The organism is Oscillatoria nigro-viridis PCC 7112, from assembly GCF_000317475.1.
In the GTDB taxonomy this organism is placed as follows: Bacteria; Cyanobacteriota; Cyanobacteriia; order Cyanobacteriales; family Microcoleaceae; genus Microcoleus; species Microcoleus nigroviridis.
This window is the reverse complement of sequence record NC_019729.1, coordinates 428454-451886: the sequence shown is the minus strand read 5'-3', so window position 1 is coordinate 451886 and position 23433 is coordinate 428454. Positions and strand designations below refer to the sequence as shown.

The 23433-nt window shown below is 45.6% G+C and carries 21 protein-coding genes, 4 tRNA genes and 2 pseudogenes; 9 read left to right on the top strand and 18 right to left on the bottom strand.

All coding sequences use genetic code 11. From position 1 onward, the window contains the following. Nucleotides 1-68: 68 nt before the first annotated feature. The 4 genes from OSC7112_RS01920 to OSC7112_RS01905 form a co-directional block, all read right to left on the bottom strand. A tRNA-Tyr gene (locus OSC7112_RS01920) sits at nucleotides 69-150 on the bottom strand. An 8-nt stretch (nucleotides 151-158) separates the two neighbouring features. Further along, nucleotides 159-235, bottom strand: a tRNA-Glu gene (locus OSC7112_RS01915). Between the two features lie 79 nt (nucleotides 236-314). Beyond that, a tRNA-Cys gene (locus OSC7112_RS01910) sits at nucleotides 315-388 on the bottom strand. Between the two features lie 207 nt (nucleotides 389-595). Then, a tRNA-Asp gene (locus tag OSC7112_RS01905) sits at nucleotides 596-669 on the bottom strand. 6 nt (nucleotides 670-675) lie between these two features. Between OSC7112_RS01905 and OSC7112_RS41585 the strand changes: the two genes are divergently transcribed. Both OSC7112_RS41585 and OSC7112_RS01900 read left to right on the top strand, forming a co-directional pair. Further along, nucleotides 676-798: a hypothetical protein gene (locus OSC7112_RS41585; RefSeq protein WP_263053577.1), complete on the top strand. Its 123-nt coding sequence runs from the start codon at nucleotides 676-678 to the stop codon at nucleotides 796-798. A gap of 365 nt (nucleotides 799-1163) precedes the next feature. Continuing rightward, on the top strand, nucleotides 1164-1988 hold the full coding sequence (locus tag OSC7112_RS01900) for a biotin--[acetyl-CoA-carboxylase] ligase (protein ID WP_223300738.1): 825 nt from the start codon (nucleotides 1164-1166) through the stop codon (nucleotides 1986-1988). Between the two features lie 105 nt (nucleotides 1989-2093). Here OSC7112_RS01900 and OSC7112_RS01895 read toward each other — a convergent pair whose 3' ends face one another. Beyond that, complete coding sequence (locus tag OSC7112_RS01895) at nucleotides 2094-5705, bottom strand: OmpA family protein (protein WP_015174330.1); 3612 nt, start codon at nucleotides 5703-5705, stop codon at nucleotides 2094-2096. 120 nt (nucleotides 5706-5825) lie between these two features. After that, nucleotides 5826-6923: a 4-hydroxythreonine-4-phosphate dehydrogenase PdxA gene (gene pdxA, locus OSC7112_RS01890; protein WP_015174329.1), complete on the bottom strand. Its 1098-nt coding sequence runs from the start codon at nucleotides 6921-6923 to the stop codon at nucleotides 5826-5828. 40 nt (nucleotides 6924-6963) lie between these two features. Between pdxA and petM the strand changes: the two genes are divergently transcribed. The 3 genes from petM to OSC7112_RS01875 all read left to right on the top strand — a co-directional run bounded on the left by petM (nucleotide 6964) and on the right by OSC7112_RS01875 (nucleotide 9192). Then, complete coding sequence (petM, locus tag OSC7112_RS01885) at nucleotides 6964-7098, top strand: cytochrome b6-f complex subunit PetM (protein ID WP_015174328.1); 135 nt, start codon at nucleotides 6964-6966, stop codon at nucleotides 7096-7098. A 197-nt stretch (nucleotides 7099-7295) separates the two neighbouring features. After that, a complete protein-coding gene (locus tag OSC7112_RS01880) occupies nucleotides 7296-8273 on the top strand; it encodes an SDR family oxidoreductase (RefSeq protein ID WP_015174327.1) in 978 nt (325 codons plus the stop codon). Nucleotide 8274: 1 nt separating this feature from the next. Then, on the top strand, nucleotides 8275-9192 hold the full coding sequence (locus OSC7112_RS01875) for an NAD(+) kinase (RefSeq protein ID WP_015174326.1): 918 nt from the start codon (nucleotides 8275-8277) through the stop codon (nucleotides 9190-9192). Nucleotides 9193-9271: 79 nt separating this feature from the next. Here the strand turns inward: OSC7112_RS01875 and OSC7112_RS37685 are convergent, their stop codons facing one another. Next, nucleotides 9272-9445: a hypothetical protein gene (locus OSC7112_RS37685; protein ID WP_223300737.1), complete on the bottom strand. Its 174-nt coding sequence runs from the start codon at nucleotides 9443-9445 to the stop codon at nucleotides 9272-9274. Between the two features lie 59 nt (nucleotides 9446-9504). Between OSC7112_RS37685 and OSC7112_RS01870 the strand changes: the two genes are divergently transcribed. Together OSC7112_RS01870 and OSC7112_RS01865 are read left to right on the top strand one after the other, a co-directional pair. After that, on the top strand, nucleotides 9505-9747 hold the full coding sequence (locus tag OSC7112_RS01870; RefSeq protein ID WP_015174325.1) for a hypothetical protein: 243 nt from the start codon (nucleotides 9505-9507) through the stop codon (nucleotides 9745-9747). After that, the gene (locus OSC7112_RS01865) at nucleotides 9716-10108 is read left to right on the top strand and encodes an aspartyl protease family protein (protein WP_015174324.1); all 393 of its coding nucleotides are present in this window, start codon (nucleotides 9716-9718) and stop codon (nucleotides 10106-10108) included. Before OSC7112_RS01870 ends, OSC7112_RS01865 begins: the two co-directional genes overlap by 32 nt. Before the next feature lie 167 nt (nucleotides 10109-10275). Here the strand turns inward: OSC7112_RS01865 and OSC7112_RS01860 are convergent, their stop codons facing one another. From OSC7112_RS01860 to OSC7112_RS01840, 6 genes are all read right to left on the bottom strand, one after another. After that, complete coding sequence (locus OSC7112_RS01860; RefSeq protein ID WP_015174323.1) at nucleotides 10276-11400, bottom strand: PD-(D/E)XK nuclease family protein; 1125 nt, start codon at nucleotides 11398-11400, stop codon at nucleotides 10276-10278. A gap of 393 nt (nucleotides 11401-11793) precedes the next feature. Next, nucleotides 11794-11994 (bottom strand): PIN domain-containing protein, encoded by a 201-nt coding sequence (locus OSC7112_RS40645; RefSeq protein ID WP_223300921.1) that lies wholly within the window; start codon nucleotides 11992-11994, stop codon nucleotides 11794-11796. A gap of 192 nt (nucleotides 11995-12186) precedes the next feature. Beyond that, nucleotides 12187-12417 carry a DUF2281 domain-containing protein gene (locus OSC7112_RS01855; protein WP_015174322.1) on the bottom strand — a complete coding sequence of 77 codons (231 nt, stop codon included), beginning with the start codon at nucleotides 12415-12417 and terminating at the stop codon, nucleotides 12187-12189. A gap of 155 nt (nucleotides 12418-12572) precedes the next feature. Further along, the gene (locus OSC7112_RS01850) at nucleotides 12573-12773 is read right to left on the bottom strand and encodes a type II toxin-antitoxin system VapB family antitoxin (protein WP_015174321.1); all 201 of its coding nucleotides are present in this window, start codon (nucleotides 12771-12773) and stop codon (nucleotides 12573-12575) included. Nucleotides 12774-13005: 232 nt separating this feature from the next. Then, nucleotides 13006-13719, bottom strand: coding sequence for an alternative oxidase (locus OSC7112_RS01845; protein ID WP_015174320.1), 714 nt, complete (start codon nucleotides 13717-13719; stop codon nucleotides 13006-13008). A gap of 48 nt (nucleotides 13720-13767) precedes the next feature. Continuing rightward, nucleotides 13768-16089 (bottom strand): nitric-oxide reductase large subunit, encoded by a 2322-nt coding sequence (locus OSC7112_RS01840; protein WP_015174319.1) that lies wholly within the window; start codon nucleotides 16087-16089, stop codon nucleotides 13768-13770. Nucleotides 16090-16256: 167 nt separating this feature from the next. On the opposite strand from OSC7112_RS01840, the gene OSC7112_RS01835 reads away from it, so the two are divergent. Continuing rightward, the gene (locus tag OSC7112_RS01835) at nucleotides 16257-16988 is read left to right on the top strand and encodes a Crp/Fnr family transcriptional regulator (protein WP_015174318.1); all 732 of its coding nucleotides are present in this window, start codon (nucleotides 16257-16259) and stop codon (nucleotides 16986-16988) included. A 210-nt stretch (nucleotides 16989-17198) separates the two neighbouring features. Here OSC7112_RS01835 and OSC7112_RS41580 read toward each other — a convergent pair whose 3' ends face one another. From OSC7112_RS41580 to OSC7112_RS01825, 4 genes and pseudogenes are all read right to left on the bottom strand, one after another. Next, nucleotides 17199-17363: a DUF5615 family PIN-like protein gene (locus OSC7112_RS41580; RefSeq protein WP_263053576.1), complete on the bottom strand. Its 165-nt coding sequence runs from the start codon at nucleotides 17361-17363 to the stop codon at nucleotides 17199-17201. A gap of 62 nt (nucleotides 17364-17425) precedes the next feature. Beyond that, entirely contained in the window at nucleotides 17426-17512 is an 87-nt protein-coding gene (locus OSC7112_RS41575) for a DUF5615 family PIN-like protein (RefSeq protein WP_263053636.1), read from the bottom strand. Then, nucleotides 17509-17740, bottom strand: a pseudogene (locus OSC7112_RS35130) (DUF433 domain-containing protein). The gene OSC7112_RS41575 and the pseudogene OSC7112_RS35130 overlap by 4 nt, the downstream one beginning before the upstream one ends. A gap of 237 nt (nucleotides 17741-17977) precedes the next feature. Further along, nucleotides 17978-19528, bottom strand: a complete 1551-nt coding sequence (locus OSC7112_RS01825; RefSeq protein ID WP_015174317.1) for an ATP-binding protein — start codon at nucleotides 19526-19528, stop codon at nucleotides 17978-17980. Nucleotides 19529-19814: 286 nt separating this feature from the next. Here OSC7112_RS01825 and ppsA point away from each other — a divergent pair, with 286 nt between their 5' ends. Continuing rightward, nucleotides 19815-22424, top strand: a complete 2610-nt coding sequence (ppsA, locus tag OSC7112_RS01820) for a phosphoenolpyruvate synthase (RefSeq protein WP_015174316.1) — start codon at nucleotides 19815-19817, stop codon at nucleotides 22422-22424. Between the two features lie 196 nt (nucleotides 22425-22620). On the opposite strand, the pseudogene OSC7112_RS01815 reads toward ppsA, so the two are convergent. Then, nucleotides 22621-22901: pseudogene (locus OSC7112_RS01815) on the bottom strand (DUF433 domain-containing protein). Between the last annotated feature and the right edge of the window lie 532 nt (nucleotides 22902-23433).

Genomic DNA, 23433 nt, shown 5'->3' with positions numbered 1-23433 from the left:
CTCTCGTAGAGATGCAAGATTTCTATGAGAAACCGAGTTTTTTGTGTAAGTTCTAATACAGTTACAAATGGGTCGGGCTGGAATTGAACCAGCAACGCTTTAAGCTACTGTTTTACAGACAGCTACCCACGCCAATAGGAGGGCCGACCCAGAAATTTTGGAAGTGCTGACGGGAGTTGAACCCGCAATCACTTGGGTGAAAACCAAGCGGCTTAAACCATTTGCCTACAGCACTATCGATTTTAGATTTTAGATTTTGGATTTTGGATTGCTCTTTGAGATTTGAGATTGCTCCTGCGAATAAATAGGAACAGAGGTTAGGGCGGGATTTGAACCCGCGCAATTCGGTTTTGCAGACCGACGCCTTCAACCACTCGGCCACCTAACCTGGGAGTCCCGACGAGGTTTGCACTCGCAATCTTCACGCCAGAGGGGGAGACGGCTTGACTTTTGCCTGCGGGACTTTGACCTCCGCCGAAAAACGGATACTTGCTTTCCGACAGGAGGTGTGGATTTTAGACCAAAGTTCCAGTCCCAGATTCTTCTCCTGTGGAGTAAATCTAAAATCTAAAATCTAAAATCTAAAATCGACTGACGGGAGTAACGAGACTTGAACTCGCAACCTTTCGCTCGACAGGCGACTGCTCTGACCGGTTGAGCTATACCCCCGCGAAAATGAACAATATTCTTTCCTTGAATGACTCAAGTTGGGACGGGGTGGCGGTTGATTCCGCGTACTACAACCCGATCGGGCTATTGTTGCCGGAGTCTACACCGCCGATGTCCGCAATTATGTGACACGATTAACTTCCTATTGAGTTTTCAAGGTTCATATTGCTTGTGGGGTAAGGCTTTAAAGCTCTTTCCCCTTCGCCTTACATTTATACTACAATGCGTAATACAAGACTGTCAAGGGGGTAATACAACTTTTTTTTAATTGGGTTTTTCAAAGGGGTGCCGATCGCTCCCACCAACACTCTGCTTTACCCAAAATCCTTGTAAGTCAAGAGTTTCGCAGCTAAAAAGGTGTTGTGGCGCAAGGTAAATCTGATGCGGAAACTGTACTACACCCCAAGTTCTCTGAATTTTCGCCGTCGCGCGAGGTGGCACTTCTGGAAAATGCAATAATCAGCTTTTGAATATCAAATACTACAAATCAAACCTTGTCTGAATTGCCCTTAACTCCCGTGCCCGCAACCCCAGAACCCGATCGCCCAAACCTCCATCACTGGCTACACTCCTTGGATACCTGTCCGAGTACCAACAGTTGGGCTCACGCCCGCGCGGCCCAACTCCACCACGGAGATGCAGTATTTACTAGGCGACAAACCAGCGGGCGCGGCCAACACGGGCGCACCTGGCACGCCCCAAGCGGTGTCTTGACTGTTAGTTTTGTTCTGGAAAACCTCAACCCCACTCTGTTGCCCGGGCTCAGTTTAGCAGCGGGTTTAGCGGTGATTTACGCGATCGAAGATTTGGTTCCCGACTGTCGCGATATGCTGCGCCTGAAATGGCCAAACGATGTCTGGATCGATCGCCGGAAATTAGCCGGAATTCTCTGCGAAGCCACTTCGGGCAATGCTTTGGGCAAAACTCGCGCCGTTGTGGGAATTGGGCTCAACCGCTGCGTAGATTTCGCGGCTTCGGGATTGGATGAAAGGGATCTCGGCAATGCGGTAAGCTTGCATTCTATTGCTAGTACAGTACCAGATGAACTGTGTTTGGTCGATCGACTGCGGCACTATTTACTCGAACTAGCCGATATGTTTTCTACCACCGACAAGCCAGCCTCCAAGTCGGGTTTAGCGCTACTTTTGCCGGAATTGCGCCGCCGCGATGCGTTGATTGGCTGCCCGGTGGCGATCGAACTTGCGTCGGAAACCATCTGCGGAGAAGCCGCCGGCATTGACGGATGCGGCCGCTTGTTAGTATGCTTGGCGGGCGATCGAATACAAGCCTTTACCTCCGGCCGAGTTCGATTAATTTAAGAGTCAGTTGTCAGTGGGCAGTTGTCAGTTGTCATCACTCAACGCCGTCAACAGTCAACAGTCAACAGTCAACAATTCCCAATTCCCAATTCCCAATTCCCAATTTTAATTTACCACCTCAAATACTACCAATCTGCTCAGCCACAGCGGTTGATTTGCCTCCACACCTTCGGGACGACCCTTAGTAGAAGCAACTTCTATTCTTTTGCCATTTATCCCTTGTCTAACCAAAATATTTTTCACATTTGTCGCCCTTTCGAGTGCCAACTTTTGATTTTCCGTCGGAGTGCTTTTAAAATCGCTGTAGCCAACTATCCTTAAATTCTTCGTGCGATGTTTATCCATATATTCCTTGACTTTGCTAAGCTTTTGTGCTACATCTTTCGCCTGCAAACTTGCCTCACCTGCACCGAAATACACGCGAACTGGCATTATTATCTTTGGCGGCGGTGGAGTTCCTATTATCACTGTATTTGTTACCGACTTCACCCCCGGAATTTTCTCAAAAGCTTGAGTTATTTTTTGAGCATCTGGCATTTTGCTGACGCTGCCTGCAACGACGACTTTTCCCTCTGCATAGCGAGCTGAGATATTAATGCTTTCTATTTTATTCAAAAGAGCTGCCGTCCGCTTGACATCGGCTTCGACTAAAACTGGATCGGGAGGTACTTCAACGGCTATAATTTTATTTTCAATTTTTGATTGTGGAGCCGCTTGCTGAGCGATTTTTTCCGCTTTCGATCGCAGATTTTGATTCGGCACTCGTCCCGAAATCTCCAATACTTGATCTTTAACATCAGCCGCGAGGCGATAAACCGATAACTCCGGGGCAGATTGTAATGCTAAATTCGTATCTGCTTCTAAGCTTGCTTCAACTCCGCTGCGGTATTGATGAATTCCCCAAGGTACGCCAATTAAACCTAACGCTGCCAAACCGATAATTGCTAAAATGGGAAGTTTAGGAGATTTAACCTTTACCTCTGTATCGATTAATTTTTGCAATTTCGAGTTTACTTCGGGTGGCACAGTTGCTGGATCGCCGTTAAATGACTGAATTTGATCTCCGTATTCTTGAACAATATTGTTGAATATCGCTCGCATTTTATACTTAAACCACTGGCGGGTTTCTCCTTGCATCACTACTGCTAGATAACACGAACCCGCTACTTCCAATACGATGGTAGATGTGCCGTATTCTATTGCATCAATTTCTGCAATATTTCCCGACTGAGATATGCAATCGTTGACAAAAGCCCGAATAGCAGTCAGCATTCCCGCTACCATGTCTGATTCTAGCTGTTCGCGTTCAGAATGCTGCACTGCTGAAATTACTAATCCCGATTTTGCTTGAATTAAAAAAACAGCTTGAACACTCAGTGGTGTTGTTTCTTTCATCAGCAATTCTGCTTCAGAAATTCCCTGCAATTTTGCTTTAATTTTGCGAGTGATTACCTCTGGGCTTAAAGCTGCTTCGAGTTTTTCATTAATCTCCCGCATCATCTCGGCGATGTATTTTAAAATCGTGCTGCCGATGATGGGATAAAGTGCATCCGACATTGCTTCTCGCTTGAGATGAATTTGCTGTTTGATAGCGGCAGCCATTTCCGGCGCGATCGCCATGGCAATTTCATCGGGCGATTCACTGATTCTGTGGCTGATTCCCACAGTCAGAGCCGGCGATATGGCTACTCCCATCGATTGTCTATTTTCTCTGGTTTTGCTATTAATTATTTCATCAATTATCGGAGCTATGGTTTCGACAAATGATTTTCTCGACTCATTAATTGTTTGGAGCATCATTTCTGGAAAAATGATTTTAATTCGGGCGAGTAATTCTTCTCGATTGCCTCCCCATTCCGCATCAGTAATTTTGCGATCGAGTTCCCCTACTTTATCGTTAAGTCTGTAATTATAATTTACTACTTCATCTAACAATGGTAAAATAGACTCGATGACCGACTTTTGCAGTTGGGCGTGATGGCTAACCATCAGCTCGTCAATCAAAGGTTTGAGCAAATCGGTAAACAAGTCTGTCGATTCATAAATCCGGTGTTCGATCGCCACAATCTTTTGTTCGATCTTCCCCAGTCTTTGATCGATCCTTTTATTCTGAACGATCGCATCTACAGCCGGGGCGATCGCAGATTCTATCTCTAGCTTTGCTTCCCCGATGTTTCGAGACAGCATTTCTACAATCACTGGCATTATTCTTGCCATCAACCCTTCTATCTCGGCTAAAACTTGCTGCTGAACTTCGAGAATCTTAGTTTCATTATTTAATATTTGTGCTGCAATACCGCTGTTTTGAATAGCCGTGTTGACACCGGGCGCGATCGCCTCTCTCACCTCTAACTTTGTCTCCTCGATTTTCCGGTTCAGCGACTCAATCATTAACGGCATTAACCTTGCCATTATATCTTCCGGCTGAGATTTTTGCTGTCGCTGAAGATTATTTAGTCTACTTTCTACGTCGCTCAATTTTCCTTGAACTTCTCTTTGGAGAAGTGCTGATTGTATCAAAGGTTCAATCGTAGCTGCTACTTGTAATTTTGATTCATCGATTTTCTGATTCAGCAAATCAGTTATCGCCGGCATTAGCATCGCCATTATCTCTTCTGGCTTCTGAATGGGCGACTGTTGCGTAGCCAGTCGGCGCTCGATGATGCTCAATACTTTTTCTTCTATTTCTACCCAAGCTATTCTTACCTGTACCGAGGGGGTAACAGCTTCTACAATCTCTAATTTTAATTCACTAATTTTGCGGTTCAGCAATTCGCTAACTACTGGTACTAGCTGCTTAATTAAATCTTCCGGTTGCTGCTGGTAACGCTGCTGAATATTCGCAACTCTATCTTCAATTCTTACTACCTGTTCTTCAAGTCCGTTTTGATTGTGAATTACTTGATTGACTCTCGGTGCGATCGCCGAAGCTACTTCTAACTTAGACTCCTCTACCTTACGGTTGAGCAGATCGCCCACCACTGGCATCAGCCGTTTGATTAAGTGTTCTGTATTCGGCAGTGGCTGCTGGTCCAAGTTAGCAATTGTATTTTCCCAATCTGCTAATTTTGCCTCCAACTCGATCCGATTAATTTTACTATTGCTAGCGAGGTCGATCGTCTTTTTTAATTCCGACTTCAACTCCTCTAATTCTTCCCTCACCAACTCAGGAATTAACGGTTTCAGTAAAATTATCAACTCTTCGGGTTGAGACATCAGCTTCTCAAAATTGTCCAACCTTTGTTCCACGCTTAAAACATTACTGTAAAATTCCGGTAAATCCCTTTCAAATAGCAATTGTTGCAACCGCTTAAACTCCTCTACTGCTTGTTCTAATTCTTCTTCCGAGGGCAGATTTTTTTTAGCTACCTTCGCGACTCTAGATAAATCTGGTTCCTCATTATTGTTTTCTCGTCTTTGAGGTGGGATCTCTTCCTCATTCGTTAATACTTCCGGTACAATACTCGGTGATTCGATCAGGAAAGACAATTGTTTGCGCCGATTTTCCTCATCCTCTAATCGCTGAACAGACTTTTCCGAAAGCGGTAATTTCAGCTCGCTTGGTTCTTTTTTGGATTTCTTCAATAACTGAAATTCAGTCAGTATAGTTAGCAATTCCTGGAGTTGCTCTCCAGCTTTAGAACTTGCCATAGTTGCATCAGAGACCTCTTTTTCTGACTGATATATTTTGCCTGAATTATCATTAAATGCTGCCATACTGCCCTACCAAAATTTGATTTTAATCGACCGAAGGAAATTACCAGCTTGCTTGCCGCCTCACCCCAGCGAAAATCAATAGGAATGACACAATTTTTCCAAGCGTCAGGCGTACTAAAGCTATCGCCCTATTTTAACTGCTGTTCTGCGACTAGCCAACTGAGCCGCCAACTGCAATGCTGCCTTCATGCTGGAGGCATCCGCAAGCCCTTGACCTACAATATCAAAAGCTGTGCCGTGATCCGGAGATGTGCGGACAAAAGGCAAGCCAATTGTAGTGTTGACTGCTCGATCGAAAGCCATCAATTTTACTGGAATCAACCCCTGGTCGTGGTACATTGCCAAGTAACCGTCGTGAGCTTCCTTGGCTAAACCGTACCAAACTTTAGCCGGTTTTACCCACAGGGTATCGGGCGGGACTGGCCCGTCTAACTGCACTTGAGGAAAGCGATCGCGCTGCGTTTCCAACCAAGGTATCATCCAGTCTTGCTCTTCATTTCCCAGTTTGCCATTTTCGCCGCTGTGAGGATTTAAGCCAGAAATCGCAATTTTCGGTCTTTCCAGCCCAAAATCTTCCCGCAAACACTCTACCAGCAATTCTAGTTTTTCGCTCAGCAATTCTGGAGTCAAAGCATCGGGGACTTGACGGAGGGAAATATGTGTGGTAGCGAGTAAAGTTACCAGCGTCCAGCCACTGTGGGGAGATGTGGCGGCAAACAGCATTCCGAATCGCTGCGATTTTGCCCTTTCTGCGAGGAGTTCTGTTTGTCCGGGATAATTGTAACCGGCCGCCTGCCAGCAAGTTTTGGAAATCGGGGCTGTCACGATGGCGGAGAATTCGCCGGCGAGGGTACGGCCGATCGCGCTTTCCATGTAAGCAAAGCTAGCAGCCCCGCTAGCCGCACTACCGACACCGGGGACTATTTCGCCCCACTTGCTGTCTGGTTCGATATCAATAATATTTAATGTTTCGGGATTTGCCGCTTGTGCTGCGGGATTGCTCGATCGCAACCGATCGTAAGTTTCCTGCAAAACTCTCCTAGAACCTATAACCGTTATCCTCAAACCAGCAGCGGGCTCTGCCAATGCCTTGAGAATCACTTCCGGGCCAATTCCCGCCGGATCTCCCAGAGTTACAGCTAGTTTTGATTCCCGATCGAGACTCAAGGCAGTTTTCTCCAACAAAATACAGGAATTTCGGCACTGAAATTTTAGCATTCATGTACCTGCTTGCCCCAAATTATATTATCTTTATTTAATGCGATCGCCCAATGGGACTTATCAAATCATGAATCCTGAAATTTTCAATGCAGCCTTTTTGTCCTTTTCCCTAATTTTCGTGGGTATAGGTGGAGGCTTCCTCCTGCTCAAATTGCAAGGCCGCGAAGAATAAGTTTTTTTCAACCAATCCTTCACAAGCCTTCTACCTTCTGCCTTCTAGAGTCTACTTGCTGCCGAAAGCCAGCCTTGGGCCGAATATCTCAAGCCTAAAATGAGAAAATTTCAGGTTTTTGTTAAGTTTTTATAAAAAACTTAACAAAAACCTGATACCATCTTATAGAAAGTTTAAGATTCATAATTAATCCCTAGATGACTTTATTGATTTTAGGTGCCACCGGCACTCTCGGCCGCCAAATAGCCCGCCGCGCCCTAGACGAGGGCTACCAGGTGCGCTGTTTAGTCAGAAGTTACAGAAAAGCTGCATTTTTGAAAGAATGGGGCGCTGAACTCGTACCGGGGAACCTTTGCCAGCCAGACAGTTTGCCTCCGGCCCTAGAAGGCGTCAGTGCTATTATCGATGCAGCAACAGCCAGTGCCGGCGATTCTGTCAGCATCAAAAGAGTAGACTGGGACGGAAAAGTATCGCTGATCCAAGCAGCAGCAGCAGCAGGCATCAAGCGTTACATATTCTTTTCCTTTCTCGACGCGGAGAAATATCCCCAAGTCCCCTTGTTGGAAATTAAGCGCTGTACCGAACTGTTCTTAGCAGAATCCGGTCTAGACTACACAATCTTGAGACCTTGCGGCTTTTTGCAAGGACTGCTGAGCCTGTATGCAATGCCGATTTTGGACAATCAGGCAGTCTGGCTGCCCAACAAGCCATCCGCCCTTGCCTACATGAACACTCAGGACGTTGCTAAATTTGCCGTCCGGGCCCTTTCAGTTCCTGAAACCGAGAAAAAAAGCTTTCCGGTGGTGGGAAATCGCGCTTGGGATGCTGAAGAAATCGTGCGCTTGTGCGAACGGCTGTCAGGGAAGCAAGCCAAAATTACGCGCACCCCAGACGCCTTGTTGAAGGCTACTCGTCAATTTGCTAAGTTTTTTCAGTGGAGTTGGAACGTAGCTGACAGATTGGCTTTTTCAGAAGTTTTGGCAGCCGGAAAACCCTTGAAAGCTCCGATGGATGATGTTTACAGTGTCTTCGGACTCGACCCCAAAGAAACTACTACTTTGGAGTCTTATCTCGAAGAATACTTTAATCTGATTATGAAGAAGCTCAAGGAAATAGAGTACGAGCAGCTTAAAACTAAAAAACGGAGTAAACAAAAAATGCCCTTTACATTTTAAAGTGCCGAAAGCTGGGATTATATACAACGACGTTAAACCTGTGGCTTGTCGTATCGCCGCAGAGTTGCAAGACAAGCTGACTGCCCGCGGCTGGGAGGTTTGCTCGGTTTCTGGTTCTGGAGGAATTCTGGGCTATTCTAGCCCCGATCGCCCCCTGTGCCACAACCCGATCGAACAACTCGTCCCCCCCGGTTTTGACAGCGACATGGAGTTTGCAGTGGTTTTGGGCGGCGACGGTACGGTGCTGTCGGCATTTCGCCAAGTTGCTCCCATCGGAGTGCCGCTGCTGACTGTCAATACCGGTCACATGGGCTTTTTAACAGAAACTTACCTGAACTTGCTGCCGCAAGCTTTGGAAAAGGTAATCGCCGGAGAATACGAAATCGAAGAAAGATCGATGCTGGCCGTGCGGCTGTTTCGAGAAAACGACTGCCTCTGGGAAGCCCTTTGTCTCAATGAAATGGTGCTGCACCGGGAACCGCTGACTTGTATGTGTCATTTTGAAGTGGCGATCGGCCAGCACGCCTCTGTTGACATTGCCGCAGATGGAGTCATCATCGCAACTCCCACAGGATCGACAGCTTATGCCCTTTCTGCCGGTGGGCCTGTGATCATTCCCGGAGTGCCGGTGCTGCAGTTGCTGCCTATTTGCCCGCATTCAATGGCTTCGCGGGCTTTGGTGTTTTCCAACACCGAGCCGGTCAAGATTTTGCCGGCGAGTCCGAACCGCCTGGTAATGGTCGTAGACGGTAACGGCGGATGTTATGTTCTGCCCGAAGATTGGGTGCAAGTCGAGCGAGCTCAGTACCCAGCCCGCTTTATTCGCTTGCAATCTTTTGAGTTTTTCCACATTTTGCGGGAAAAATTGGGCTGGGGTTTGCCTCACATTGCTAAACCGAGTTCGGTTGAGTTGCCTTGATAGTTGTTGTTGACACTCCCCGACTATCAAGGTACGGGGATTGTTGGCTCAACCAGTTGGCTTGGTCGTAGATATCATATCAAGTCATAGCTGTAGGAGATGGCAATTCCCGTTCCCGTTTTTCACCGATTGAAGGGATTTTGATTTTTTTATCTGTTGATAAATCGTAGAATAAAGCAGCAATTAGTGTTGGTAATGCAGGGCGACATTTATCCACCGGAATTCTTAATTGTCGATCGAGCTTCCGAATCATCTCCAAAGTCAGGCAGCGTTTATGATAGATGTATTCTCGTACTTCTGGGAGTTTAAACCATGTCTCTCGCTGAGTTAATTCCTTTGGTGAACAATCTGAGCCAGTCAGACAAATTATCACTCTTCAAACTCCTAGCCGCACAAATCCCAGACGCTGAATTACAAGTCATCTTTTCTGCATCAGAGTATCCGGTTCGGTCGCCCTACGATGCAACGGAAGCTGCAAACATTATGATGCAGATGATTCAGGACGATCGAGAGGCATCTACTCATGCCTGGTTCGATCGAGTTTCCCTTTTCTGACAATGAAGCATTACCCACCATTCCCATCACTCTGATTCATGCAGGCTTTTCTGTCTCGGCGAATGCACTGCTAGATACTGGGTCTGCGGTCAATCTATTACCTTATGACATTGGTCTGCAATTGGGTGCAATTTGGGAGGAACAAACTGTCCGCTTGCCATTGGCTGGAAATCTGGCAACGGTTGAGGCGCGGGGTGTATTTGTAGATGTTCAAATTGGGAATCTGGAACCCGTTCGCCTAGCATTTGCTTGGGCACAAGCCTCTCAGGTTCCATTAATTCTCGGGCAAACCAACTTCTTTCGAGAATTTGATGTTTGTTTTGTGCGATCGCGATGCACGATCGAAATTATTCGCTTCTAATAAGCATCGATGCAGAACTCGGAGTTTTATTTAGCTTAACTCTCGATCGAGATTCCGAACCATCTCCAAAGTCAGGCAGCGTTTGCGAGATAACGATTGAGTTCAACGGCGGTTAGTAACCCTGGCATCCCCACCGATTATCTTTATTCCGCCGTTGCAACGATTTGTTAGGTAGCTGGCAACGTATCATCAGAGCTTTCTCCATTGCCTTGAATTGCTACCCAAGGAAGTTTTGAATACTGATCTTTGATCTTTTCTAACTCATCTAGTGCTTGCAGGAAAAATCTTTTGACAGCCACCACATGGTCTTCTTCAGAAAGAAAATCCTGTAAACTTTTGTCTCGAACTATTCCTGCCCAGTCTTTTGAGCTATCTAAGTTATAACCCCTCCAACCGTACTGTTCGCAAATATCTTTCATCGTTTCAATAATTTCTGCTCGACGCGGTGAATTAGGATCTACTTCAAGTACGAGACGTACTATTGGGTAATCAGTTAAATGTGATGTCTTTAGAATAAAGCCTAGACCACACCACCATCTTCCACTTGGCATTGAGGCAGTCATTAAATACCGCCCATGCCATTGAATCTGGGTAAGAGCTGTAGACTTTTGCTTAATTGCTCCCAGAACTTTCTCAAAGCGCTGACTGACTTCTCCCCACATTGTCTCTTCCATAAGTTTTAGTGATTTTGTGAAATTTGCTAACGCAATCACGTCAATAGAAGAGAACTGATTGTTATGTGCCATGCGATACTCATCCATAAATGTCACAATTTCTTTAACAAGCATTGTATCTGCCTGAGATTTCAAAAATCGATAGAACTGATGCCACCTCAATTGCCTGAACTGAACGGTAGATTGAGAAATATTCTTCAAAATATCTGCTTGATCTTTTGGATCAAAATCACGAGTAATGTACAAAAGAAATTTGTGCTGGAACCCTGAAATTCCATGCAAAATCTCGGCATACCTTGAAAGCTGCTCGTAGCCTTCCTGAGAGCCAATCTTACTTTCGATAAAGATGATGCTACGACTTTTAGCATCTACTAGCTCAATTAAGATATCTGGGCGGCTAGCTAAACGATGATCATCAAGAGGCTCAAACTCCCTCTGTGTTGAAACATAGGCATCCAAATAAATATTTATATCCAATAAGTTTAAATTCTTAAGCCAAGAATAGAGAATTTCCTTGTCTGTACTGAAGAGGTAGGCGACCAACTCAGTGAAGAAATCTTCTAGCGGAATACTGCCTGTATTGAGATTTAAGAGCCGACTGAAAAGCGCCACTAACATTCACCTATGTTTTACTCTCAACAAGTGAGTTTACCGTACGGCCCTAGCCAGAGGCTCAAGCTACCTAACTTATAATGTATCGCATTTGCGGTACAACACTGCATATAGTCGAATAATACCGCCGCTTGAGGATGTATGTCAACCTCTTCTTACTCCCCATCAGAATCTCCTTTCCTCGATCGAGTTCGCCGCACAATTCAACTTAAACACTTAAGCCATCACACAGAAAAAAGCTATTTTTATTATATTTGAGATTAGAGAGCATTTAGAATCGATCGCACACCGTCGGCGATCGCCAAAATCGAGACACTCATTATAACTTCATCACGCTCGAATCACTGTAATTAACCGACGCATCGGGCTAGTCTGAATTTCAGTGTTCAACCGTTTGGGTCATGGGGACAGGGAAGATTCATATATTTTTAAGCCTTGGATAAAGCGAAAATCTTTGAGGTTTAGGGTATAAAGGCTAATGTTATGGGTTAGGGCGGTGGCGGCAATCATGGCATCGGGAATTGTGAGTTTATGGCTTAGGGAATATTGCGCCATGAGTTGAATGAATTGCTCGCTCGATGGGTCGATCGATGGGAATATTTGGAAGTAAGTCGAGGTGTTTTTGAATGCGGTTTAGTTCGTTTTTGTTGAGTGCGCCATAGTACAGTTCTGCTCTGGTGATAATGCTAATGGTTAAGTTCTGGCTGCCGATTTGCCGTAGTTATTGAATGATGGCGGTATTGTTTTTATAGAATTCGATGAGAATATTGGTGTCACACAAAATCATTGGTTTTATTTACCCCATGCGTCTTTGCGAATGTCGTCTAGGGTGATATTTTTTCCTTCCCAGATTCCGGCTAGCTCAAAAAAGGATTGTTCTCGATCGGAGTCATCGTTTTTTTGTTCTATCGTTTTAGTTTGGCTGGCTTGAAATTCTAGAAATTCGATAAACTCAATAACTTTATTGCGTTGTTCTGGGGAAAAATGTTGGATTTTTTGGATTGCCATTTCTAGGGTTAACATGGGTTTCTCCTTGGTTGTTTTTGGTACTATTTTAACGATTTACACCAACATTTTTTGTAGTCTGATAATAAAGGTCAAGGAGATCGGTTTGTGGGGTGGATTGTCCGTTAAAGTAGTCAATCCAGACGCTGGAATCAATAATAATCATGGGCTTACTATTGCTCTGTATCCGTTTTCATGCGATCGAGGTCGCCGTCCCAGGCGAGTTTACCCCTTAGCGCCCGGAGGTTCTCTTGGTTTTTCATTTGGATCAGCAGGTTCAGAGCCAATTCGATGACTTCTTGTTGTGCAGTCAGTCCGGTGACTTGGAGCGCATTGGTGATGAGGGAGCTATCGATTTCGATCGTGCTTTTCATAGGTGCTTTTGGGGTGAGTTTTATCGATCGCCCTTTCATCCGATTATAATCGTTCTGCTAAATCAATGATTTTGGACTTGAGTTGGCTCAATGGCATTTGAAAATCTCCTCCCACAGGGATTTCTGTTGTCGATAGACCACCGAAATAGCATCCATCAGAAAAGCCGCGATCGCCCCTAGACACAGGGCGATACCAACGTTTTCATACCAGAGAACGACGGGTTCAAATCACCTATTTCGAGGGACTGAGTTCCACAGCATCGGTCTTTGCAGTTAACTCAACCTTTAGCGTAGAAGCTGCCTGCATCGCATGGGGACTGAGTAACGAGATTTGTGCAGTCGGCTGCTGACAAGCCACCATTGTTTTCACATGCTCCATTTCGTCATCCCGAATGGCAACAAACACATCATAGAGATTGTCGATTTTCGGACGACGGAATACATTTGCACTGCTTGTTTGAAACTCGTCAAACATATACAAATCGCCATCTCGATAGTATTGGAGAGCGACATCTGGTGCGGGCTGTTGCTTGAGAGCTTCAGCTTCGGCATTGAGGAACTTGTCGTAGCTGGCATAGGCGTGTCCCTCTACAAGTTCCATGAAGTTGTAGGCAGATTTGGACGACACCATGTAGACCAAAATGATAATCCAGTAGTAAATGAGTGCAGTGGCTCGTGCTAGAAGACGATCGCCCCAAAAAGCTGATCCCCCAAGTGATTCCATAATCAACAGATGGTGCAGCTCATTCCACGACTCCGAAAAGTGGATTTTTAACCAATCAGCCTTCCGCCACCAGCCCAAGGTTTCATAGAGGTGAAGTACCGATAGATAAGAGAAATAAGGAACACGAGCCACGGTTTCTAGCACATAAAACCGAGGATAAGGGCGATCGGCATAGACGACATTTATCGCAAAAACGAGAATACCAACTAAGAGACGAATCATTGACTGAATCCTCAATAAATACGAAAGATAATTGGAACAATTGAGCAACTAATGACTGACGACCGGAGTCTCAGCCGCAATGGTTTCGAGGGGTTGGGCTTGAGTAGGCTGTTGGAAAATAGCCACGATCGCTTTAATCACGCAAAAGACGAGGATCAATGCACCAACCGAGAAGACGATATCCCCAGGGATGCGTAGCCAAACTGTCCACTGCATCCATGCCGAACCAATGACTTCAGCACTGCGAGCGTACCAAGTGCCATGATTAACGGATTGCACCAATTGATAAAAACCATTAGGAATCAGGCCTAAAACCATCATCATGCCTAGACCAACATTGATCCACCAGAAGGATAAATTGAAGTTTTTCTCATCCCATGCGCGATCGGGCGTGATTTCACGCAAGGCAAAGAGCATCAGGGCGATCGCCAGGGAGCCATACACACCGAAGAGTGCAGAGTGAGCGTGAATTGGAGTTGTGTTTAGTCCTTGGGAATAATAGAGAACGATCGGTGGATTGATTAAGAAACCAAAGACACCTGCGCCAATTAAGTTCCAAAAAGCAGTGGCAATAAAGAATTTTAGTGGTACTCGATAAAATCCTTGCGCTTCTTGGGATAGCTTCATCGACTTCACCACTTCAAAGCCAATTAAGGTCAAGGGAACGACTTCTAAGGCTGAAGCAACGGAACCCATCGACGTAATGAATACAGGTGTTCCTGCAAAGTAGAGATGGTGTAACGTGCCGATTACGCCACTACCGAGATAGAGAATTGTCGTCATGTAGGTGGCTCTCAGGGCTGATGAGCGCTTTAGAAAGCCCAATTCGCTACATAGATAGGCGATCGCTACCGTCGCAAACACCTCAAAGAAGCCTTCTACCCATAAATGCACAACCCACCAACGCCAATATTCGGCAATGCTCAAATGGGTGTGATTGTTGTACATCAACCCTGACGCATAGAACAGGGGAATTGTAATCGCACTGTAGAGAAAGAAATGATTCAGTCCCGTTTTATCACCTTCCGCCTTGAGCGCAGGCTTGAGGGCGCGGTACATCAGCCAGAGCCAAAACACCATGCCACCAATCAGCAATAATTGCCAGAGGCGACCAAGTTCTACATATTCATAGCCCTGATGTCCAAACCAGAAACTATTGTCACCGCCGATAATGCCTTGGACACTAGCCCAAGATCCGATTAAGGAACCAACAACAACGACAGTCAAAGCCACTAACAAACCGCCATTGCCCCAAGCTTGCAACTTCGGCTCATGTTTACCAAACCTTGGCGCGAAATATAGCCCTGCGGCGAGCCAACAGGTGGCAATCCAAAATACTGCTAGCTGTAAATGCCAAGTCCGCGAGGCGGCATAGGGTAAATATTGCTGAAGTGGCACACCATAGAAGCCGTCGCCTTCTACCGCGTAATGGGCTGTGACCATTCCCATCAACATTTGCACCAAAAACAAAGTCATGGCAACCCCAAAGAAGAGGGTGGTGACTTTTTGGCTAGGTGTGGCAATCCGAATGAGGGGGCGATGGGCGACAGCGATTACTTCTTCGCTATCTTCTTGGGTGATGTAAACAAACAGAAATATACCGATCGCCGCAATCAGCACAATCACCGACACAATTGACCAGATCAAGAATTGAGCCGGAGCCTGATTGCCAATCAAGTCATCGTGGGGAAAGTTGGCGGTATAGGAAAATGGTGCATTCGGACGATCGGCAGATGCTGCCCAAGCCGTCCAACTAAAGAAAGCGGTGACATTGCGGATTTGCGTGTCGTCAGTAAACCAACCGCTAGGAATGGAATGAATCTTGGAGCCTTGGGATAGCAAAGTTTTATAGCTATCAAAAACCTTGGTTAGTCCCTGAGTTTGAGCCGCAGTTAGGGTTAAAGCGCCTGTCTCTGACTCATAACGATTGGTTTTAAATTCTTGCTGTACCTGCGCTTGGAGAGTAGCGCGATCGACTGCCGATAAAGCCTGTAAATCGGCTTCACTAAAATCTGAATTACCGTTATATAAAAGTCCGGCAGTGGCAAGACCCCAACGGTGCAGGACATCGGCTGTCCAGTCGGGAGCTAGGTAACTGCCGTGCCCCCAAATACTCCCAATATGTTGTCCACCGCGACCCAGATAGGCTACTTGCCCAGCTTCAATATTCGCTTGAGTTAGAATGATTTCCTGTTGCGGCGACACCACAGTAGCGGGAATCGGTGGTGCATTTTTGTAAATCGCCGATCCTGCAAAGATCAACACTGAAAAAGTGACGATGCAAATTAGCACCAGCCAAGTTGGAAGGCTAAATTTCCAGGTACGTTTCGGCACCCTCATCTCACCGAGATCGAAAGTTGGATTTGCCATAATCGCATATTCTAGTCAATGAGCACCTTCTAGACTAAACAGATCGCTGTGAAAACGCTTTGACTTAAGTCAAAACTAACCTGTAGAAAACCTTAAGTTTGCCGCTTGCTTGAAATGACGCGAACATATATTTATTTTTATAAAAGGCTTAATATTAGCGACATAGAATGAACGAACTTAATTCTAATTTGGCTGATTGGTTGCAGACGGTTCTGCTTTTCCAGGGACTCTCGCGATCGCAAATGCTCCGCTTGTGCCAGACTATTCAGCCCCAAACCTGGCAGAAAGATGAACTTATCTTCAAACAAGGCAGTCCAGCCACAGGATTTTTTGTCGTGAAAACGGGGCGCGTCAAGGTTTTTAAAGTTTCACCGATCGGCAAAGAGCAAATTCTCAATATTGTTGAGCAGGGAGATAACTTTGCGGAAGTTGCAGCCCTAGATGGTCAGCCATTTCCGGCATCCGCCGCCGCCTTGGATCGAGTGGAACTGATCTTTTTTCCTCGCCAAGTATTTCTAGAGCTACTTCGCCAAGATCCTGATATTGCCATTAATATGCTGGTTAGTTTATCCCAGCATTCACGCCATTTAGTCAGTGTCATTGAAGATTTATCGTTCAAAGACGTGCCACAACGCCTAGCTGCGTATCTCCTCAATCTCTATTATGTGAGTTCTCAAAAATCTAGTGCTCGCTCAAAATCGATCGACCTTGTGATGTTAGATTTAACCAAAACCCAACTCGCAGCAGCACTGGGTACGATTCCCGCGACGCTTTCTAGAGCCTTTTATCGTCTCAGCAGTGAAGGAATTATTGTCGTCAATGGTTCACAGATTGAATTACTCGATCGCGATCGGCTACAAGCGTTGAGTCAGACTGTAGAGTTGGGCGATCGCTTTTAGATCATGACTTTTGGAGTTTAGATCACGGAAAAGTAATTCCACATGGGATTTATGTTTTTCAACAAAACATAAGATATATAACATTATGAAACAGTAAAGATGCCAGTGAATTGGCGTGTGAGGCTTTAAAAGATTGGTGGAATAATCATGGAAAAACTACCTACCCTAACGCTAATTCGATTCGGTGTATTATGATAAAGCAAGCAGCGATCAACTCTCATCTTCATAAAATAACTTAATCGCATTAAAATCCCGACGCAGCAAATTTTCAACTTGCAATGTCGAACAGTTTCCCAGGCGAAGCCAAATAACTTTCGGTGGATTCCCAAATACTAAGCTCAGGTCGTGCATATCCGCGTCTTTCGAGACAATCATCAAATTATTGTATGAATGCATAATCCCAAACTATTGGGTCGATCGTTGCTTTCATGCCCACATCAAAGGACGTGAAGTGAATTTGGGAAAATATCGCTCAAACGATTCGGCAACTTGGGCGACAAATTTTCATCAAAAAGTAATTTCATGCCGATAAGGGATCGGTCATAAACCGACGTTCGCGGTCAGCAGCATAAGCAATGCAGGCTTTTAAATCTTCTCGCGTCAAATCTGGAAAATCGCCCTTGAATTTCAGCTTCGGTCATCTCAGAAGCCAGGTACTCAAGCACTTCATAAACCGTAATTCGCAAGCCGCGTACACAAGGCTTACCACCGCGTTTATTTGCTTCGATCGTGATGTGGTTTCGGTAGTTCATAGTTAGAATTTTTGAGAATCTCCTCGTTTGAGGTTGGGCGAAAAGATTAGATATACTAGCTTGTTATATGGGTGCGCGATCGAATAATTGTATTGCAGTTGCGGTACAATACTGGATATAATCGAGTAATACCGCAGCTCGATAGTGTATGTCACCCCCTTCTTAATTATATTTTAGATTAGAGTCGATCGCACACCCTCGGCGATCGCCAGAACCAAAACATTCATCAGAACTTCTTCACGCACGAATAACTGTAACAGTTCGCCCCATTGGAGTAGTATGAATTTCAGTATTCAATCGCTCTTCTAATTCGATCGCATTCTCGCGTCGATCGAATATCACCAACCACCCTTCATCTTGTCCCAATCGAGCCAAATACCCATCTAACTGTTCCAACCCTTTACTCAACGGATCGACTTTCCGAGTTCGCCAAACCTTCAGTTCAATTCCCAATGTTACCTCACCATAACGCAAACATAAATCCATTCTGTCGCGTCCGATCGCATATTCCCGCTCCAACGTTCCCCCACCATTAATTACCCGATGCAGAAACGCCATCAACACTAAATGCGGTGCAATTTCGGGATAAGAAGCACTTTTGAGTAACGGTTCGCCATGTTGCAACCAAAAGGCGAGAAACGCTTGCAGGAGTGCATCTGGTAGTAGTTCGCCGCGATCGTTCAACCAACTCGGACTGATAATCGGTAAACTATCTTGCGGCCCTTGCGCCAAAACTCGCGGCAACACTTCTCGATAAATCGGATTGGCGATGACTAAACCCCCGGCTGGATCTCGTTTGAGCAAGCCCAAATCTAGGAGATATTGGCGATCGTCATTAGAAGATTCTGGCAATTCTCGTCCGGCTAGCATCGGCTCGATAATGGCTTTAACTCGGTTTTCTCTGAGTCGTTCTGCCAAGCTATCCAAATGCGTATCTTGCCGCTGTATTAAAATTTCTTTAGCTGATAAAATATGTTCAGGTGTAATTTCTATAGATTCATCTGTTACTAATTCTTCTACAATTTCCTTAGCTAAAGCATTCACTAACCAAGGTTGTCCCTGAGTCAGTTCAAAAGCTAAGGCTACGGCTTCAGGTGTAAAAACTTGTCCGGTATCTTGGGTATGTTGCGCGTAGAGTTCCGCGACTTCTGAGGCATTAAAATCTCTGAGAGTAATCGATCGCACTTTAATATTAAACGGACTGGATGTATGGAGCCGATCGCTTCCCCCCGCAGCCACTTTATAATCGCGAACATCCCGCAAACCAATTAAACCCACCGATTGCGGAAACGCTTTCGGGCGATTGGGATAACCATCGCGCAGTTGTCGCAGGATAGAAATCAACGCTTGGTCTTGCAATGCGTCAATTTCGTCGATCAAAATGACCAAAGGACGAGGAGAAGATTGTGCCCACAGGCTGAGTACATCGCCGATTTGCTGTCCCGGTTCCGACGAGGGCCAAGCAGGCGGCTGCAATTCTGGGGGAAGTCGAATCGAAATCGCCCGTCGCCAAGCCCCCAAAATAGCCTCTTCTGCACCAGCAATGTCTTGACTGAAGGGTGCGCCGACTTCTACCGACAGCATCACGGCTGTATATTGTCCGCTTTCGGTGAGTTGTTTGGCTAAGGCCAGCATAGCGGTGGTTTTCCCCACTTGCCGGGGTGCGTGGATGACAAAGTAGCTTTGCTGAGCAATCAGTCGCTCTAAATTCGGGAGGCGACGGGTGGCAGGAAGCTGATAGTGGATGTCATCGCGGCAAGGGCCGGCAGTATTGAACCAACGCGGCATAGGTCAACTGGGGCGAATGGGGCTGCTCTCAGTTTACTGTACTGTTGTTGGAAAGGCGTTCTATTGTTGTTGGGCGAGGGGGCGATATCGACTTCCCGACATATTCTCAACCCCACTCCGGTTTTATTGCTTGATGCAGAATGCGAACAGTTGATTCAACTATTCGCATCCTCTTCCTGATTGGCTAAATTCGAGTTGAACTACAATAAATACTCCGGTAAGTCGTTTTAGCCCGAAGGATGTCATCAAAATTATCAAAGAAGGAATTGCCACAGGAGGTAAATATATGAGTTCCTATGTGCTTGGTTTTCAGGACATTGACCAAACAAAAATCACGATCGTTGGGGGTAAAGGCGCAAACTTGGGGGAACTTTCCAAGATTGAAGGAATCCGCGTACCGGATGGCTTTTGTATTTCTACTGAAGCCTTTAAAAGAATCATTGGGGAAACGTCGTCGATTAACGAATTACTCGATCGCTTATCGCATCTAAAGGTGGAAGACCGGGATAAAATCGGTGAACTTAGCGGTGAGATTCGCAGGGTCATCGAAGGGATAGCCATTCCTCAAGACATTAATGAAGAGATCGCCCGCCTGCTCTCCAGGCTTGATGAAAAAAATGCCTGTGCAGTACGATCCAGCGCAACTGCGGAGGATTTACCGACAGCCTCCTTTGCAGGCCAGCAGGATACGTATTTGAACATTATCGGAAAGGAGGCAATCTATCAGCATATCAGCAAGTGCTGGGCATCGCTATTTACCGAGAGAGCAGTAATTTACCGCCTTCAAAACGGCTTCGATCACCGTAAAGTCCACCTGTCTGTGGTTGTTCAGAAGATGGTTTTCCCGCAGGTGGCAGGAATTTTGTTTACTGCCGATCCCGTCACTTCTAATAGAAAAGTGTTATCCATTGATGCCAGCTTCGGACTAGGTGAGGCGATGGTTTCCGGTCTAGTGAATGCTGATAGCTATAAAGTGCGGAACGGCGAGATTATCGAGAAGAAGATATCCACCAAGAAACTGGCTGTTTATGCCTTAAAAGATGGCGGTACGAAAGAACAGGAAATTGAGCCTGAGAGACAGAACAGGCAAGCGCTTACGGATGAGCAGATTTTGCAGCTCGATCGCATCGGGAGAACGATCGAAGCACATTTCGGCAGTCCCCAGGACATTGAATGGTGTTTAGTTGAGGATACGTTTTACATTGTCCAGAGTCGTCCGATCACTACTTTATTCCCAATCCCTGAAACTAACGATCGGGAAAATCACGTCTTTGTTTCTGTCGGCCACAACCAAATGATGACCGATGCCATGAAACCATTGGGATTGTCTTTTTTCCTGTTAATGACCCCTGCACCCATGCACACTGCTGGTGGAAGGTTGTTTGTTGATGTTACAGCGACGCTGGCTTCACCTGTCGGCAGAGAAACTATATTAAACGTCACACTGGGAAAATCCGATCCGCTCATGAAAGACGCACTTACAACCATCATAGAGCGGGGAGATTTTATAAAATCGTTACCCGACGATCGCAGTCCCGGGAAAAGCAGTAAAGGTCGCTCGCCTGCGGATTTTCAAACTCTAAACGACTACGATCCGGCGATTGTTGCTGATTTGATTCAACAGAGTCAAACCTCGATCGAAGCCTTAAAACAAACCATCCAAACTAAATCAGGATCGGATCTGTTTGATTTTATCCTGGAAGATATCCAGCAATTAAAGAAGATCAACGCTGATTCACAGAGTTTTGGTGTGTTTATGACTGCTATGAATGCTTCCTCCTGGATCAATGAAAAAATGCACGAGTGGTTAGGCGAAAAAAACGCAGCGGATACGCTTTCTCAATCAGCACCTAACAATATTACTTCGGAGATGGGTCTGGCACTATTGGATGTTGCGGATGCGATTCGTCCTTACCCGGAAGTCATTGAGTATTTGCAATCTGTAAAAAATGATAACTTTCTAGATGAATTAGTGAAGCTTGAGGGTGGACAGGAAGCCCAAAACGCGATCGCTACTTTTCTCAACAAATACGGAATGCGATGTGTCGGAGAAATCGATATTACGAGAACTCGTTGGAGCGAAAAACCAACAACGCTTGTTCCCTTGATTCTTAGTAACATCAAAAACTTTGAGCCAGGTGCCAGCGATCGCAAATTTGAGCAAGGACGACAGTCAGCCTTGAAAAAAGAACAAGCGTTATTAGAGCGATTGAAGCAATTACCGGAGGGCGAGCAAAAAGCCAGAGAGACACAACGAATGATCGGCCTGCTCCGAAATTTCATCGGCTATCGTGAATATCCAAAGTACGGTATCGTGAGTCGCTACTTCGTTTACAAGCAGGCATTACTTAAAGAAATCGAACAACTCGTACAAGCGGGCGTTATTCATGAAAAAGAAGATGCCTACTATCTCACGTTTGAAGAACTTCGCGAAGTTGTACGTACAAATCAATTAGATTATCAGATGATCGGCAACCGAAAAGACGAGTACAAACTCTATGAAAAACTAACTCCGCCACGGGTGATCGCGTCTGATGGTGAAATCATTGCAGGGGAATATAAACGAGAAAACCTCCCAGCCGAAGCTATTGTAGGTCTGGCTGTTGCTGCCGGAGTTATAGAAGGACGAGCGCGTGTCATCTTAAACATGGAAGACGCCGATCTGGAAGATGGAGATATATTAGTCACCTCGTTTACTGACCCTAGCTGGACACCATTATTTGTATCCATAAAAGGTCTAGTCACCGAAGTTGGTGGACTGATGACTCATGGAGCAGTTATCGCACGTGAATATGGCTTACCGGCAGTTGTCGGAGTAGAAAATGCGACCAAACTGATCGAAGATGGGCAACGAATTCGCGTACATGGAACAGAAGGGTATGTAGAAATCCTTTGACACTCCCCGCCCGGTTTGTACGGGGATTCTTAAGACATTTCTGTCAAAATATCCCGTTTTGCGTGGGTTCCCAGGCTGACTGCGTTTGCACTCTTGTGTGCGCCGTCATATCTTTTGCATAATCCCAAACTATTAGGTCGATCGTTGCTTTCATTCCCGCATCAAAGGAGGTGAAGCGAATTTGGGAAAATATCGATCAAACGATGCGGCAACTCGGGCGACAAGTTTTCATCAAAAAGTAATTTCCTGCGGATAAGGGATCGGTCATAAACCGACGCTTGCCGTTAGCAGCACAAGCAATGCAGGCTTTTAAATCTTCTCGCGTGACAATCGGGAAAATCGCCCTTGAATTTCTGCTTCGGTCATCTCAGAAGCCCGGTACTCAAGCACTTCATAAACCGTAATTCGCAAGCCGCGTACACAAGGCTTACCACCGCGTTTATTTGCTTCGATCGTGATGTGGTTTCGGTAGTTGATAGTTGGAATTTTTGAGAATTTCCTAGTTTGAGGTTTGGCGAAAAGATTGGATATACTAGCTTGTTGCATGGGTGCGCGATCGCAGCGTCTCTATTTATTTTACCAATTTTCTGTAGGTCAAACTCTCGATCGAGCTTCCGAATCATCTCCAAAGTCAGACAGCGTTTACGAGATAACGATAAACTTGTGTGGCGGCAGACAGGTTAGATCACCCACCGATAACCTCTGTTCCGTCCGCACCCACGCAGTGTTAGGCGGGCTTCAACAACTTAACTAAAAACTCAATAGAGCCTTTTGAACTTCCTCCGGTGAGACTTAAACTAGATTTTGAGTCGTGACATTTTCGTGCTGGTGACTCAACTCAATCATTCCCCCAACAGCGCTTACAAGCCTAAGTTTGAGGTAGGAAGACTGATTTGACCATACCTGCCCTTCACGAACACCATAATTGCCTGTGATTTTATTTTTGTAAAAGGGTTTTCTCATTTCTGTCTAATTCCTATTTACTATTGATCGAGTTATTCGTTATTCT